Source organism: Flagellimonas crocea, assembly GCF_033441595.1.
Taxonomy (GTDB): domain Bacteria; phylum Bacteroidota; class Bacteroidia; order Flavobacteriales; family Flavobacteriaceae; genus Flagellimonas; species Flagellimonas crocea.
Genome location: NZ_JAUZVX010000001.1, coordinates 183459 through 197270, shown reverse-complemented (window position 1 = coordinate 197270; position 13812 = coordinate 183459). Strand labels below are relative to the sequence as shown.

Below are 13812 nucleotides of genomic sequence, written 5' to 3'. Positions count from 1 at the left end.
TCAATGCGAATGGCTTTCTTCCCCTGCCCTTTCAGTTTCCAAATACTGGCCCTGTGGTCCAACACCCTGAATATAAACGAGCTGAGCGCCATAATGCCCTGCTTGCGAAACGGAGAACGCCGAAAAGGCCATAATAAAGAGAACGGCAATTTCAAAACCTCGATTCAGTTTTATCAAAAAAAGGCTGATAATTTTTAAAACTGCGGCCAAAGCACTTGACCAAATAGTCCAATCTGCATATTTATCATGGTTGTCCAGGATTTTTTGAGCTACATCCGTAAGGCCATGGGTATGCGGGTGTACAAAAGTTCCCGCTACGTAGGCCCCAATAAAACCCGTACCGATAAGAAACAGGATAACCCAGTCCAAGTTCCTTTTAAGGACGAAGAGCTGAATACCTTGGAGCAATGCCGCAAACAACAGGAGTACGATAGGAAAATGCACTACCAACGGATGTAAATTGTCGAATTCATCCAAACCTACCTCTTCTTTGTTTATGGGCTTTTCGGCGTGGGTTTCGGTATGTTGCTGTGGTTTTTCGGACAATTCAACAGTATTAAAGGTTCCTAAACTATTCGCCGAATACCCTGAACTGTTCTCAATGGACTTAGGTGCACTTGCATGAAGCGACATTAGGCTTAGAAGTAATACTAAAAATGAGACCGTTTTTTTCATAATCAATCGTTTTTATGATGCATTATTCGTTAACTGTACAATAAGCGCACCTAATACAATAGCGCCTATAACGATGTAAATGGTATAGTTGAACCACTTTTTCCAACCTTGTTTCCCTGACTTTTCCGGCCCCCTTTTACAACAATCTTTCATTACAACATTATCTATATTGTGCCTGTCAAGGGAAGGGCGTTAAACACTACATCAACGAAGTTCCCCTTCCCATAACAGGACTTTTTCTTCATTAAAACAATCTGGGCGGTCATGAAATACACTAAATAACTAACCAATCAAAAAACACATTCCCGACCAGCCCAGATTTTACTTTTCCAAATTCCCCTTGTTTATATAGTTTTTACCAATCACAAAAATCAAATAGGGCAATACCGCAAATTGTAATAGCGGCGACAACCCCACATTTACCCATGGCACTATAGGCATAGCCCCTGCATAGTTCCAATCGCCTCTTGAGGTATGCCAAATTTCTCCCAATATGGCACCGATCGTTCCGATTGTAACTAGTACCAAAATCTGTTTTGGAGTTAAATCATCTATCCAAAACACATTGCGATACAACAGGCCAAATCCGAAAAGCAGAATAAGCACCATCAACATATCGGCGATGGATGCCAAGGCACAAAACGAAATATGTTGCCAATCGTATTCAAAACCTTCATAGAGCGGACCTTGTGCCAGCTCCCAAATAAAATTGAACGAAAACGCTATTAATGCAATACCGATGATATAGTTCCTATAATTTTTTTTGTTCCGTACCTGTTTGGCAAAATAGATATACATCAGAATGACCAAAGTCAGCGCAACGGTGGGCACAACAAAAATGTCAAGGCTTAATGTTTCCATCTAGATTTTGCGAATGTTATTTTCTTTTTCTACACGTTATTTTTAAAAACTCCTATAACTATACCGAGACAATCAATTGTTACTACCTGAAAAGGGGAAGCATTTTAAACACTAATCATTAACTATATTCAACCTCCCCAATCAGCTTTACTTTTCGATGATGGCTGTCACTTTTCCACAGCTTAGCATTTTTGCTCCATAATATGGGTTGCGGATGTCCTTAATGGCAGATAACCAATAAGCACCTCCGTTCAAGGCCATGGGGCAGAAATCCTTATAGATTTTTCCCGATGTAACGGTTCCTTTCAACAAGGGTTCCATTTCATTGCTCAAATCGGAAAAAGCCTTTCGCTGTCTCTCTAAATTATCGGTAGCAGCGATTTTTTGCGAGGCCGCCAATGCCGCTTCGGAACCCTCGATTTTTTCTAGCGCTTCGTTCAACATAACCGCTCCCTTTTGGGTATCGCCCGGATTGGAACCGACCAAGTCATTTTTAATGTGCTCGTAATGTTCGTAGGCATTGGCGATGTTCTTGTCGTTAAATTCCAACTCGACCACTTTCATCTCCATCTTGCTATGGTCATGGTTCAGTTCTATTTTGTGCTGTGCGTAGCCCATTGTAGTCCCCAACATGAGCAGGGTTACTACACCATGTTTTAAATTCTTCATTTATTGGATTTTTAGTTTATAAACTGTCCTTTAATTTTGAAACCCAATCGAGAACGGTTTTCCTCTTGTCCTCCGAAAGTTTTGCTTCCCTATGAATTAGTGTATAAGACCAAAGGGGCATTTCTCCATTTTCTATCTGACTTATGATCGATTTTAACTTGCTGTTCTTTCTTCTGTTTGAATAATCGGCCCATTCGTTAAAATTCAATTCTTCCTTGCCATGGGTAACATGATCCTCCAAAAACCAGGCAACGGGTTGCACTTTGTTGTACCAAGGATAATCCGTGTTGTTGCTATGGCAATCGTAGCAAGAGGTCTTGATGATGTTCTCCACTTGTTTCGGTACATCGTTCACAAGCATAAAGTCAGTTTTTGGTATTGTGTCGCTTTGGTTTCGGGAAGTGGGAAAAAACTGTATCCCCACAAACCCGACCAAAAACACTAGTGCTATGATTTTTATACTTTTCTTCACTTAGTTGATTTCCCTTTGTACTTTTCCACAAGTGAGCATCTTATCCCCGAAATATGGATTTTTGATTTCTTCATTCATGCTTAGCCAGGCACCTCCTTTGTTGTTATCATACATTGGGCAATATTGTTCATACAAAGTATTTTCTGTACCAGTAATGGCGACCATATCGACTACATCTTTGCTCAAGGTTTTAAAGTGCTCACGTTGATGCCCGATGTCACTTTTCGCGATATGTTCTGCATGTTCGGTGGCATCTTCAATAATGTCTTTCAGCTCATCCTGCTGTTCATCACTGAATTTGCTCGTATCGAAGTTCTTTAGGCTGCCTTCAAGCTTTTCTCCTGCCTTTGCGGCCCCATCTTTGTCATCGGACACAAGAGCATTCTTTAGCGTCAGATAGTCAGCGATGACTTCAGATGACATCATTGCCATTTCGCCATGATTCATGTTGTCATGGTCCATTTGCGAATGGTCTTCCATAGCGCCATCCATATGGCCGCTGTCCTCCATTTGTTCTGTTTGGTGACCTTCTTGGTTTTCCTGCACTTTTTTCTTGTCTTTGCAAGATGTGGCCGATAGGGTTATGATTGCCATGGCCAAAATTCCAGTTGTTACATTTGATTTTCTCATGATTGTTGAATTTGATGTTAATTATAGTTTTACATTTTGCTGTTCAATAGTGTCGAGCAATTTTTTCAAGATGTTCTTTGTGTTTTTGGCCACCTCTATTATTTCTTTCTTCTTTGCGGAAGACCAAGTCGAATCTGTATCTTCTATCGACACTTCGATAATCGTATTATTTTCCACTTCCTTAATGGTTACATTGCACGGAAAAAGAACGCTCATTTGAATATCATTTGAAATCAGTTTTAATGCAGTTTCTTTTTCACATACCATTAGAATGAGGTGCCGAGGCATCTTTTCCATATCTGAACTGAGATACTCGCGCACGTCAAATTCACCAACAAGGTCAAGACCTAACTTTTTAATGCCATTTTTTACGTTTTGTACGGTTTCCTCAAATGTCAAACTACCGTACCTCCGCGTAATGCAATAAGGGGTACTCTGACTTTCTGAATAATTTTGTTGCGAGACCCATTCGCTTTTACCCTTATTATTTTCCATATTTATCCCTTCTAAAGTTTCTCGATCACATTTTCCAATTTGGCGGTAATATCATTTGCGATTTCAGCCAATATTTCATTGTCGACTGCTTGCATTGAAGCCATTGGATTTACCGCCGCCACTTCTACATTCCCTTTCGATACGTCCTGCACGATTACATTGCAAGGCAACATGGTACCTATCTTATCTTCGGCTTCCAGTGCCTTATGGGCATAGGGCGGATTACAGGCACCGAGGATCTTGTACTTTTTAAAATCAACATCCAGTTTCTTTTTCAGGGTTTCCTTGACATCGATTTCGGTCAAGATGCCAAAACCCTCTTTTTTCAGTTCTTCCGTTACTCTCTCGATTACCTTATCAAAGTCTTCGTTAAGGGTCTTGTTGAAATAATATTCCATCGTTTTAATTTTTAGAGTTAATAGTTCGTTTTTGTTCTTCGTATTCTTCTTTGGATAGTTCGCCTTTGGCGAATCGATTGTCTAGAATTTCCATAGGATTTTCCTTGGTCCTGGAACCTCTGCTATTTCGTCCGTTATACATAAAAAAGGCCAACACCAAAATGACCGGTATCAATACCCACCACCACATCATCATAATTGTAGAATTTCAATAGTTATTTTCTGTTTTCAATCCACCTCGGTATTCAAAGGCTTACGCTCCTTTATTTTTCATTTTTTCTTTCATCTTTTTCATCATCTCTGGATTTTTTTCCATCATTTTCTGCATCATTTCTTCCATCATATCAGGATTCTCATCCATCATATTTTTCATTCTTTCCTTCATCTGTTTTTTCATCATTTCGTTTTTGTGCATTTTTTCCATCAACATCTTACGGCCCTTTTCACTCTCCATCATCTTATCGAGCATTTTGGACTGCATCTTTTCCTTCATTTCAGGATTCTTCTCCATCATCTTCTGCATATGGGCCTGCATTTTTTCTTTCATTTCGGGATTTTTGTCCATCATCATTTTCATATCCCCAGATTCCATCTGCTCCATATGGGCTTTCATCAATAATTTTTTGGCCTCTTCATTCTTTCTTGCCTCACTGATAAAATTGGCAAACTGCACCGGATTTGAGATAATCTCTTGATAGATGGCATTTCTATTTTCATCTACCTGCATGGTCTCGGAGGCATTGAAAGTTGATTTACAGCCAACCATCGTTGCTATTAATCCGATTGTCATTAAAATTCCTTTTGTTTTCATTTTTCTAATTTTTATAGATTCATACATCATTTTTAAAATCTTCTTTTTCATCACTATCATTTCTTTTCAAAAACCATTTTTCTCCGAAAAAAATCAAGACCATTAGTAGGACCGCCACTAGTACGACCAATACATCACTGCTTACCTTTATCCAAAGAAAAGCCCCAAGAACCACTACGTCTAGAATAATAGCAGTAATCAAAACGGCAGGATTGGCCTTAACATCCTTACGAAGATTTTTAAACACTCCCCAATGGATTCCTATATCCATAATCAAATAAAATATAGCACCCAATGAAGCGATTCTCGTAAGATCAAATAGAACCGTTAAGGTTATGGCCAGAATTACTGTATACACCAGCATATGTTTTTGAAGCCTGCCCGGCATACCAAAATGCTCATGGGGAATCAATTCCTTTTCGGTCAGCATTGCTGTCATTCTGGATACTGCAAAAATGCTTGCTATCACACCAGAAATTGTCGATATGATGGCGATACCCACTGTGAACCAAAGCCCATACTTGCCAAAAGCGGGGCGGGAAGCTTCTGCCAATGAATAGTCTTTCGCTGCTATGATTTCGTTTATCGAAAGATTGGAAGAGACCGCAAAAGCGACCAATAAATAGACCACCGTACAGATGAGCAAAGAAATGACAATTGAACGCCCAACATTTTTATTGGGTTTGACTATTTCATCGCCACTATTGGTAATTGTAGTGAAACCTTTGTAAGCCAAAATAGATAGAGCTAATGCTCCCAAATAATTAGTGATTGGATATTCCGTCAGACTTTCGGACGGAACTACTTCGGAGAATGAAAAACCTGCGGCCCATAGACCGCCTATGGCAAAAATGGCTATCCCACCTATTTTTAGAATGGCCATGACCAAAGAGGCCTTTCCGATAACTTTGTTGCCCGAAATATTGATAAGAAAGGCGACAATCAGCAGGAATACCCCCAAAATGGGCACCCAAACACTGTTATCATCTACATCGAACAATTGTAGAGTGTACGAGCCGAAGGTACGTGCAACCAAACTCTCGTTGATGACCATTGACAAGGCCATCAACAACGCTCCGGAAGCTGTCAATGCACTTTTACCATATATCTTCTTGAGATACATGGCGATACCGCCCGCAGAGGGATAGGCATTGGACATCTTAACATACGAATAGGCACTAAAACCCGAGATAATGGCCCCCAGCAAAAACGCATAGGGAAACCACTGACCAGACAATTCTGCTACCTGCCCTAACAGCGCGAAGATACCTGCGCCAATCATTACCCCCGTTCCTAGAGATACGGCACCGGTCAAACTCAGGCTATTTTTTTTGTATTGTCCCATGTGTTAAAATCGCATTGAAAGTCCGCCTCCCCAACCGAAACGGTTGTCGTAACTGCCCATTAAGGAAAAATCTCTGCTCAGGACATATTCCAATCCTACTTGCCAGGTCTGCTCTTGTTCAAAATCGGTTCCCGGTTCAAAATCATTGACCCAGCCAAAATCCATTTGATATTCGTATTCGCCAAAAAGGGCGAGTCTCTGAAAGATCATCGTAGCCGTCGAAAATGAAATCGTCGGCCGTAGTTTATTATCGATGCGTAGATCAGAATCTATCAACAATGGCAAGAAGTACCGGATACCCACTACTCCCGTGGTGCCTATTTCATCCATACTATCTTCCATTTCGTTTTCGACATTTACCCCACCGAAAACACGGAAATAACTGTTCAGCCATCGTTCATAGGTAAATTCGGCTTCCAAGTTCTCGTTCCATCCATATTCCGCTCGCAATATGAACTGGTTTCGGATGTTCGTAGTGGTCAGAAAAAACTCGCCCATGTGGCTGGCACCCGTAACCTCACCCCATGTCCACATATGGTCGGCCTCGGTGGTCAGGTTGGATAAGGGATACCCTTTCAATCGTTCATCCCTTGGGGTGTCATAGCTGAATACCCTTGCCATACCACTGTTGATATGGTACAGTACGTGGCAATGAAAGAACCAGTCGCCATATTCATTGGCATCGAATTCGATGACCACTTTTTGCATCGGGGCCACGTTGACCGTATGTTTTAAGGGCGAATATTCGCCGTGTTCGTTCAGTACCCTGAAAAAGTGTCCGTGTAGGTGCATCGGGTGGTGCATCATGGTCAGGTTGTTCAAAGTAATGCGCACTACTTCGCCTTGTTCAATTTTTATTTTATCGGTTTCTGAAAGCGGAACCCCGTTGATGCTCCATACGTAACGGTTCATGTTTCCCGTAAGGTTGAACAGCATTTCCCTAACAGGTTTGTTGTCTTCGTATACCGTTTTTCCGGGTGCTTTGAGATAGTTGTAGTTAAATTCCGGATTGCCCCCGGTTTTCATGGCATCGCCAATGACCTTGTCGGCGGGCAGCACATAGCCCATTTTCATATCCATTTTATCGTCTTTCATCTCCATTTTGGCATGATCCGTCTTATCCTTTGGCATTTTCATCTTACCCCCTTCATCTTCCATCTTTTGGTCATTCTTCTGCATTTGATCTTCTTTTTGCATATCCATTTTGGAATGGTCCATTTTCATACCGCCCATATCCATCGCATATTTTTTCATCACTTTGATGGAATCGTTTTTGGAGGGATTGAATTTGGCCGCGGGTGCACCCATCTTCATGTCCATCGACATCATGTTTTCCATTAGTTTGATAAGGTCGGGTATAGGTACCGTGGGGGCTTCCAAAACATCGCCCGTCCCTAGATAGGCGGAAGCCTGACCAGATCCGTCCTGAGAAGTGGCACGTATTTCAAGTTTTCCGCTTTGTGGTATGGTCACTATAAAATCATAGGTCTCGGCCACACCGATAAGGGTCTTGTTCTGTTTTACCGGCACTACATCAAGGCCGTCGGCAGAGACCAACATAGGGTCATTACCACCAAATGTCAGCCAGAAATAGGAAGCTGCGGCCGCATTTACGAAGCGCAATCGTACCCGTTCGCCGGGATTGAAATCAGGGTATTCATTAGAAGATTTTCCATTTATAAAAAACAGGTCGTAATAATTGTCCAATATGGCCATATCGGGCATACGCTGCCACATCATTTTTAGTTTCGCACCTACCGCACCTTTTGAGATTACCTTGTCCCAACTTTGAACCTGGTCCTTTTTGATTAGGTACCACTCATTGCCTCGTTTAAGGTTTCTCAGTTGTGTCTTGGGATTTTCATCCATCCAATCCGAAAGTATCAGTACCAAATCTTTGTCATACTCAAGATTTGTTTCTTTGGGATTGATCTGGATGGAGCCATAAACACCACGTTGTTCCTGTAAACCCGTATGGGAATGGTACCAATACGTGCCCGACTGTTTCAGCGCAAATTTGTATTGTTGGGTCTCGCCGGGTTCAATTGGTGGCGTTGTAAGGTAAGGTACGCCGTCGTAGAAGTTGGGCAGTATCAACCCATGCCAGTGTACCGAGGTTTCGACATCCATCGTATTGGTTACGTTGATAATGGCAAACTCGCCCTCGTTGAATTCGAGATTGGGTCCAGGAATACCACCATTGATCGTCATGGCCTTCACATCTTTTCCGGTATAGTTGACCGTTTCGTAACCAATGGTCAAATCATAGACCCGTTCAGGCCAATTATCCACATTTTCTTCGCTTTCATTGGATACTAATTGTGCGGCAATGTTGCACGAAATGAGAAGTACCAACAACACTGTAATTTTTCTGATCATGATTCTCATTTTTGTGGTTTATAATATTTTATTTTATTCAGTCGAGATACCTTACTCCTATCGATACGGACATTAACTCCTTAGATAATTGATAATGGCCGACTGCACAAAGTAGCCCTTGATGGATTCAATTCGATTGATTTGAAACCTAAGCTGAAGCTCTTGAATATCGAGCACATCGTTAAAATCGATGGTTCCGGTCTCGTAGCTTTTGATAAGGATTTCCTCCCCGTCCTTGGCCTGTCCGATATTTTTTGTTTGGGTCCTAAAACGAATCCTGGCAGCCATTCTGTTGTTAATGGCCTCGCTCAAAAGTGTTTCGAGCTTGTTTCTTCGTTCTTGCTTTTGGGCGGTTATTTCCTCTTGCCTTAATTTGTTCTGTTGGGAAATGGATTTGTATTTATTGTTGAATATCGGGATGGACACCGATACCATCGGCATCAAGATGTCCTTTCCGTTATCATCGAAAGACATATCAGGCCTTTCGGCAACGGGTACGTAATCCAATCCGAAACCAAGATTCGGTAAGGCTTCTTTTTGGTTCAAGATTTCAGATTGTTCGACCGACTCGTACAACTTGTCATACTTTAAAAGTTCAGGATGCAGGTCAAGGCTTCCTTCTTCCGTTATCGGGTCTTGTTCGGGTACCGTAAGCCCTTCGTAAACTTCGACTTGTGTTTGTTCGTCCCTATTCAATAGATTGTTGAACAGCGTTTGTTCGGCCAAATACTCCTGTTCCAAAACTTCTTTTTGCTGAAGCAGTTCGTTCTGCCGAATCTGCAAGCGCAACACATCTACTGCGGAGGCATTACCAACTTCTACCGAGGTCAAGGCCAATCGTTCATAGGTTTCCAGCAATTCTATATTTTCGTCCAAAACGCTTTGCTTCGCCCTTATCGAGAATAATCGGTAATAGGACTGAGATACCGACAACGCCAATTTTCTTTTGACGATGACCAGCTCTTCGTATTGGGCATCGGCCAATGAACTTGCATAATTTTCACGGGCGGTAATGGTACCGAACCACGGGATCATCTGTTTTGCCGAGAACCGTGCTTTCTGTGCTCCGGTCCGTGTTTCGGGCTCGCTTACGAAAAGTCCGGCACTTACCTCCGTATTGGGCAAAGTATTGACCTCGTTCACTCTTTCGGAGGCAATATTGTACCGCAGCTCAAAAGCCTGGATTTCCGGATTGTTGAGTTCGGCCTGTTGGATAAGGCTTTCCAGTTCCTGTCCGTTCACAGAAGCGATGGATACTATTCCGATCAATATGTATAGGTATTTCTTCATTTGGACATTCTTTTTAATTGAAACTCGGCCTTCCAACTGTACAACACTGGAACAACAAATAGGGTAATCAAGGCGATAAGCATCCCCCCGAAAGAAGGGATCGCCATCGGAATCATAATATCGCTACCACGGCCGGTGGATGTCAATACCGGAAGCAGTGCCAGAATAGTGGTTGCGGTCGTCATCAAACACGGACGGATACGTTTTTCACCAGCTTCGACAACCGAATCCCTAACGGATACAAGGGAATCGGGCTTGTTTCTATCAAAAGTTTGGGTCAGGTAGGTGGCCATGACCACACCATCATCGGTTGCAATACCAAAGAGCGCAATAAACCCAACCCATACGGCAACACTCAGGTTAATGGTATGCATCTGGAAGAGGTCTCGTAGGTTTTCCCCGAAAAAGTTGAAGTTCAGGAACCAATCCTGACCATAGAACCAAATCATCAGAAAACCTCCGGCAAAGGCAACAGCAATCCCGGTAAACACCATCAATGAGGTACCTACTGAACGGAATTGGAAATAAAGAATCAAGAATATGATGGCCAATGCCAGCGGTACTACGACCGATAGCGTCTTTTCGGCACGTAGTTGGTTTTCATAGGTACCGGTAAACAAATAATTGATGCCCTTGGGAACCACCAATTCTCCATTATCTATTTTTTCTTGTATAAGGGCCTGTGCATTCTCGACCACCTCGACTTCGGCAAAACCGTCCAACTTATCGAACAGTACATAACCCACCAAAAAGGTGTCTTCGCTCTTGATGACCTGTGGTCCCTTTTCATATCGAATGGTAACCAACTCGCTCAAAGGAACCGGGCTTCCCTTGGCAACGGGAACATAAATATTCTCTAAGTCCGCTGGATTCTCTCGCAATTCCCTTGGATACCGTACTCGAACTCCATAACGCTCACGGCCTTCAACAGTTTGGGTAAGCACCATGCCGCCAACCGCTACTTGCAACACGCTTTGCACATCTTCAATGGTAATGCCGTATCGTGCCAAACGCTCCCTGTTGATATCTATAAGCAAATAAGGCTTTCCGACAATTCGATCGGCAAACACGGCTTCATCCTTGACCCCCTCGGCCTCCTTTAAAATGTCCTCCAGCTTGAGGCCAAAGGCTTCTATTTCCTTTAAATCTTGCCCTTTTACCTTGATACCCATGGGCGCACGCATGCCGGTCTGCAACATGACCAAGCGGGTTTCAATAGGTTGCAGTTTGGGCGCGGATGTAACGCCTGGAAGTTTCGTTACACGTACAATCTCGTTCCAAATATCATCGGGGGATTCAATTTCAGGCCGCCAGTTTCTAAAATATTCCCCATCATCGTCGGGAATCAAATCCTTTTGTTTAACAGAGAATGCAGAAACTATGGCAGATTCATCGTAATTTCCTTCATCATCTACAACCATGTTCGGATTGGTCACAAAGGTGCCGTCCCTGAGTTCGAAGAGGCCATCTTCATTGACCTTGAACCGTTGGCGCTCCCTGTTCTCGTTCAACATGTATTCTGGCTTGTACTGGATGACGTTCTCATACATCGACAAGGGCGCCGGATCCAATGCGGATTCGGTTCTACCGGATTTGCCGACTATCGTTGCTATTTCAGGAATACTGGCTACAGCCATATCCAGTTGCTGCAATACCCGTTTGTTCTCTTCGACACCGGCGTGCGGAAGGGAGGTAGGCATCAACAAAAACGAACCTTCGTTCAATGAAGGCATAAACTCCTTGCCCGTATTGCGCATAATCATTACTCCGAATACCACAATGGCGGTGGGTATGGAAAGAAATATCAGCTTATTCCGTAATGCCCAGCGAAGTATCCTTGTATAATAGTTCCGGAATATGGTAAAGAAGCCCAGTAGTCCGAAACATATAAGCGAAACAAAAATCAGGTTCCAAAAAATACTCTTATCAAGACCGAGAGGTCTCCAGTATTCCGCCAAAACAAAAACAATTGCAAAGGCCGAAATAATGATATTGATAAGATTGGCTCGTTCTTCGGAAAGCGAAAATCCAGTGGAAATACGTGATGCCAATTCCGGATTTTTTAGCAAGCCTACGATACCGAAGGCAATCAATATAAATCCTAATAAAAAGCCATAAGCAAGGGCTATAATCCCTAGAAGTATCAATATTCCATTAACGGCGTATCCAGTAGTTTTCTTTATGCTTTTTTTTCTAAATAGAAAGGCCGCAAATGGTGGTATCAAAAATAAGGCTACGATAATGGATGCGGTAAGCGCAAAGGTTTTTGTAAAGGCCAAGGGTCTGAAGAGTTTTCCTTCGGCCCCGATCATCGTAAATACCGGAATAAAACTGATGATGGTGGTCATCACGGCGGTCAATATGGCCCCCGACACCTCTGCGGTGGCATTGTAGACAACGGTATTAATGGGTAGGCCCTCTTCATTTTCGTCCAAATGCCGTATGACGTTTTCCGAGAGTATGACCCCTACATCCACCATGGTTCCAATGGCAATGGCTATACCCGAAAGTGCCACGATGTTTGCATCCACATTGAATAGCTTCATCGCAATAAACACCATAAGCACTGCAACCGGTAACAGTCCCGATATCAGGATGGATGCCCTTAAATTGAAGACCATGATAATGATGACCAAAATGGTAATGAATATTTCCAAGGTCAGGGCCTCGTTGAGGGTTCCGAGCGTTTCTTGAATAAGTTCGGTCCTATCATAAAAAGGAACAATGGTAAGTTGGGATGTTCTGCCATCCTCAAGTACTTTTGAGGGCAGTCCGGCACTTAAATCATTGATTTGGTCTTTGACATTATTGATGACTTCCATGGGATTGGCACCATACCGTGCGACCACTACCCCCCCGACAACTTCTGCTCCTTCCTTATCCAATATGCCGCGCCGTGTGGCCGGTCCGTAGGAAACATTTGCAATGTCCTTTAAGCGAATGGACGTGTAATCCTCAGAGGTAACGACTGCATTCTGTAGATCCTCGATGGACTTCACATACCCAAGCCCGCGAATGAGATATTCGGCCTGGTTGATTTCCAAGGTCTGTGCCCCAATATCACGATTACTTTGTTTTACAGCTTTTACCACCTGCTGTAGCCCAATACCATATTGCTTCATCAGTTCGGGATTCACATCTACCTGATATTCGAGTACATAACCCCCTATAGAGGCCACCTCTGAAACACCGCTTGCCGATGATAGGGCATATTTGACATAAAAATCCTGAATACTTCTAAGCTCCTGTAAATCCCAGCCGCCTGTGACATTTCCTTTCTCATCGCGTCCCTCCAAAGTGTACCAGTAGATTTGTCCAAGTCCTGTGGCATCCGGCCCCAATGCAGGGTTGACCCCGTCGGGCAGTAAACCGCTCGGTAAGGAGTTCAATTTTTCAAGGATTCGACTGCGGCTCCAATAGAACTCGATATCCTCTTCAAATATGATATAGATACTTGAAAATCCGAACATGGAGGAGCTACGGATGGTCCTAACCCCTGGTATTCCCAAGAGTGAGGTTGTCAATGGATAGGTAATTTGATCCTCGATATCTTGTGGGGAACGACCGTCCCATTTGGTAAAAACAATCTGCTGGTTTTCCCCGATGTCAGGTATGGCATCTACGGCAACAGGGTTTCTTGGTAATGAGCCAGTGCTCCACTCGAAAGGGGCGTTTACGGTTCCCCAGCCTACAAAAAGGACTAGGAGCAAAACGGCTACCAATTTATTTTCGATAAGGAATTTGATGCTTTTATTCAGCATGGTATTGATGATTAAGTAATTAGAAG

General features: G+C 42.9%; 13 protein-coding genes. All 13 read right to left on the bottom strand.

The window, feature by feature from the left end; all coding sequences use genetic code 11:
- On the bottom strand, positions 1-675 hold the full coding sequence (locus tag SD449_RS00900) for a DUF2231 domain-containing protein (protein WP_318308179.1): 675 nt from the start codon (positions 673-675) through the stop codon (positions 1-3).
- Positions 676-996: 321 nt separating this feature from the next.
- A complete protein-coding gene (locus SD449_RS00895) occupies positions 997-1536 on the bottom strand; it encodes a hypothetical protein (RefSeq protein WP_067033742.1) in 540 nt (179 codons plus the stop codon).
- Between the two features lie 147 nt (positions 1537-1683).
- Positions 1684-2205: a DUF3347 domain-containing protein gene (locus SD449_RS00890; protein ID WP_067033744.1), complete on the bottom strand. Its 522-nt coding sequence runs from the start codon at positions 2203-2205 to the stop codon at positions 1684-1686.
- A 16-nt stretch (positions 2206-2221) separates the two neighbouring features.
- Positions 2222-2677 (bottom strand): heme-binding domain-containing protein, encoded by a 456-nt coding sequence (locus SD449_RS00885; RefSeq protein WP_067033748.1) that lies wholly within the window; start codon positions 2675-2677, stop codon positions 2222-2224.
- Positions 2678-3307, bottom strand: a complete 630-nt coding sequence (locus tag SD449_RS00880) for a DUF3347 domain-containing protein (RefSeq protein ID WP_067033751.1) — start codon at positions 3305-3307, stop codon at positions 2678-2680.
- Positions 3308-3328: 21 nt separating this feature from the next.
- Positions 3329-3802 carry a DUF302 domain-containing protein gene (locus tag SD449_RS00875; RefSeq protein WP_067033754.1) on the bottom strand — a complete coding sequence of 158 codons (474 nt, stop codon included), beginning with the start codon at positions 3800-3802 and terminating at the stop codon, positions 3329-3331.
- Positions 3803-3813: 11 nt separating this feature from the next.
- Complete coding sequence (locus SD449_RS00870) at positions 3814-4200, bottom strand: DUF302 domain-containing protein (RefSeq protein ID WP_067033756.1); 387 nt, start codon at positions 4198-4200, stop codon at positions 3814-3816.
- 4 nt (positions 4201-4204) lie between these two features.
- Positions 4205-4396: an SHOCT domain-containing protein gene (locus SD449_RS00865; protein ID WP_067033759.1), complete on the bottom strand. Its 192-nt coding sequence runs from the start codon at positions 4394-4396 to the stop codon at positions 4205-4207.
- 57 nt (positions 4397-4453) lie between these two features.
- Positions 4454-5011 carry a DUF4175 domain-containing protein gene (locus tag SD449_RS00860; RefSeq protein WP_232520874.1) on the bottom strand — a complete coding sequence of 186 codons (558 nt, stop codon included), beginning with the start codon at positions 5009-5011 and terminating at the stop codon, positions 4454-4456.
- A 19-nt stretch (positions 5012-5030) separates the two neighbouring features.
- The gene (locus SD449_RS00855; RefSeq protein WP_067033762.1) at positions 5031-6356 is read right to left on the bottom strand and encodes an APC family permease; all 1326 of its coding nucleotides are present in this window, start codon (positions 6354-6356) and stop codon (positions 5031-5033) included.
- 3 nt (positions 6357-6359) lie between these two features.
- Positions 6360-8735 (bottom strand): multicopper oxidase domain-containing protein, encoded by a 2376-nt coding sequence (locus SD449_RS00850; protein ID WP_067033765.1) that lies wholly within the window; start codon positions 8733-8735, stop codon positions 6360-6362.
- Positions 8736-8807: 72 nt separating this feature from the next.
- The gene (locus SD449_RS00845) at positions 8808-10025 is read right to left on the bottom strand and encodes a TolC family protein (protein WP_067033769.1); all 1218 of its coding nucleotides are present in this window, start codon (positions 10023-10025) and stop codon (positions 8808-8810) included.
- Complete coding sequence (locus SD449_RS00840; RefSeq protein ID WP_067033771.1) at positions 10022-13786, bottom strand: efflux RND transporter permease subunit; 3765 nt, start codon at positions 13784-13786, stop codon at positions 10022-10024. Before SD449_RS00840 ends, SD449_RS00845 begins: the two co-directional genes overlap by 4 nt.
- Positions 13787-13812 lie beyond the last annotated feature (26 nt).

What these genes read in the sequence shown, in the direction of transcription:
- SD449_RS00895 (WP_067033742.1), bottom strand. Translation starts at nt 1,536, where the DNA reads ATGGAAACATTAAGCCTTGACATTTTTGTTGTGCCCACCGTTGCGCTG.
- SD449_RS00890 (WP_067033744.1), bottom strand. Translation starts at nt 2,205, where the DNA reads ATGAAGAATTTAAAACATGGTGTAGTAACCCTGCTCATGTTGGGGACT.
- SD449_RS00840 (WP_067033771.1), bottom strand. Translation starts at nt 13,786, where the DNA reads ATGCTGAATAAAAGCATCAAATTCCTTATCGAAAATAAATTGGTAGCC.
- SD449_RS00845 (WP_067033769.1), bottom strand. Translation starts at nt 10,025, where the DNA reads ATGAAGAAATACCTATACATATTGATCGGAATAGTATCCATCGCTTCT.
- SD449_RS00860 (WP_232520874.1), bottom strand. Translation starts at nt 5,011, where the DNA reads ATGAAAACAAAAGGAATTTTAATGACAATCGGATTAATAGCAACGATG.
- SD449_RS00900 (WP_318308179.1), bottom strand. Translation starts at nt 675, where the DNA reads ATGAAAAAAACGGTCTCATTTTTAGTATTACTTCTAAGCCTAATGTCG.
- SD449_RS00850 (WP_067033765.1), bottom strand. Translation starts at nt 8,735, where the DNA reads ATGATCAGAAAAATTACAGTGTTGTTGGTACTTCTCATTTCGTGCAAC.
- SD449_RS00855 (WP_067033762.1), bottom strand. Translation starts at nt 6,356, where the DNA reads ATGGGACAATACAAAAAAAATAGCCTGAGTTTGACCGGTGCCGTATCT.
- SD449_RS00865 (WP_067033759.1), bottom strand. Translation starts at nt 4,396, where the DNA reads ATGATGATGTGGTGGTGGGTATTGATACCGGTCATTTTGGTGTTGGCC.
- SD449_RS00870 (WP_067033756.1), bottom strand. Translation starts at nt 4,200, where the DNA reads ATGGAATATTATTTCAACAAGACCCTTAACGAAGACTTTGATAAGGTA.
- SD449_RS00880 (WP_067033751.1), bottom strand. Translation starts at nt 3,307, where the DNA reads ATGAGAAAATCAAATGTAACAACTGGAATTTTGGCCATGGCAATCATA.
- SD449_RS00875 (WP_067033754.1), bottom strand. Translation starts at nt 3,802, where the DNA reads ATGGAAAATAATAAGGGTAAAAGCGAATGGGTCTCGCAACAAAATTAT.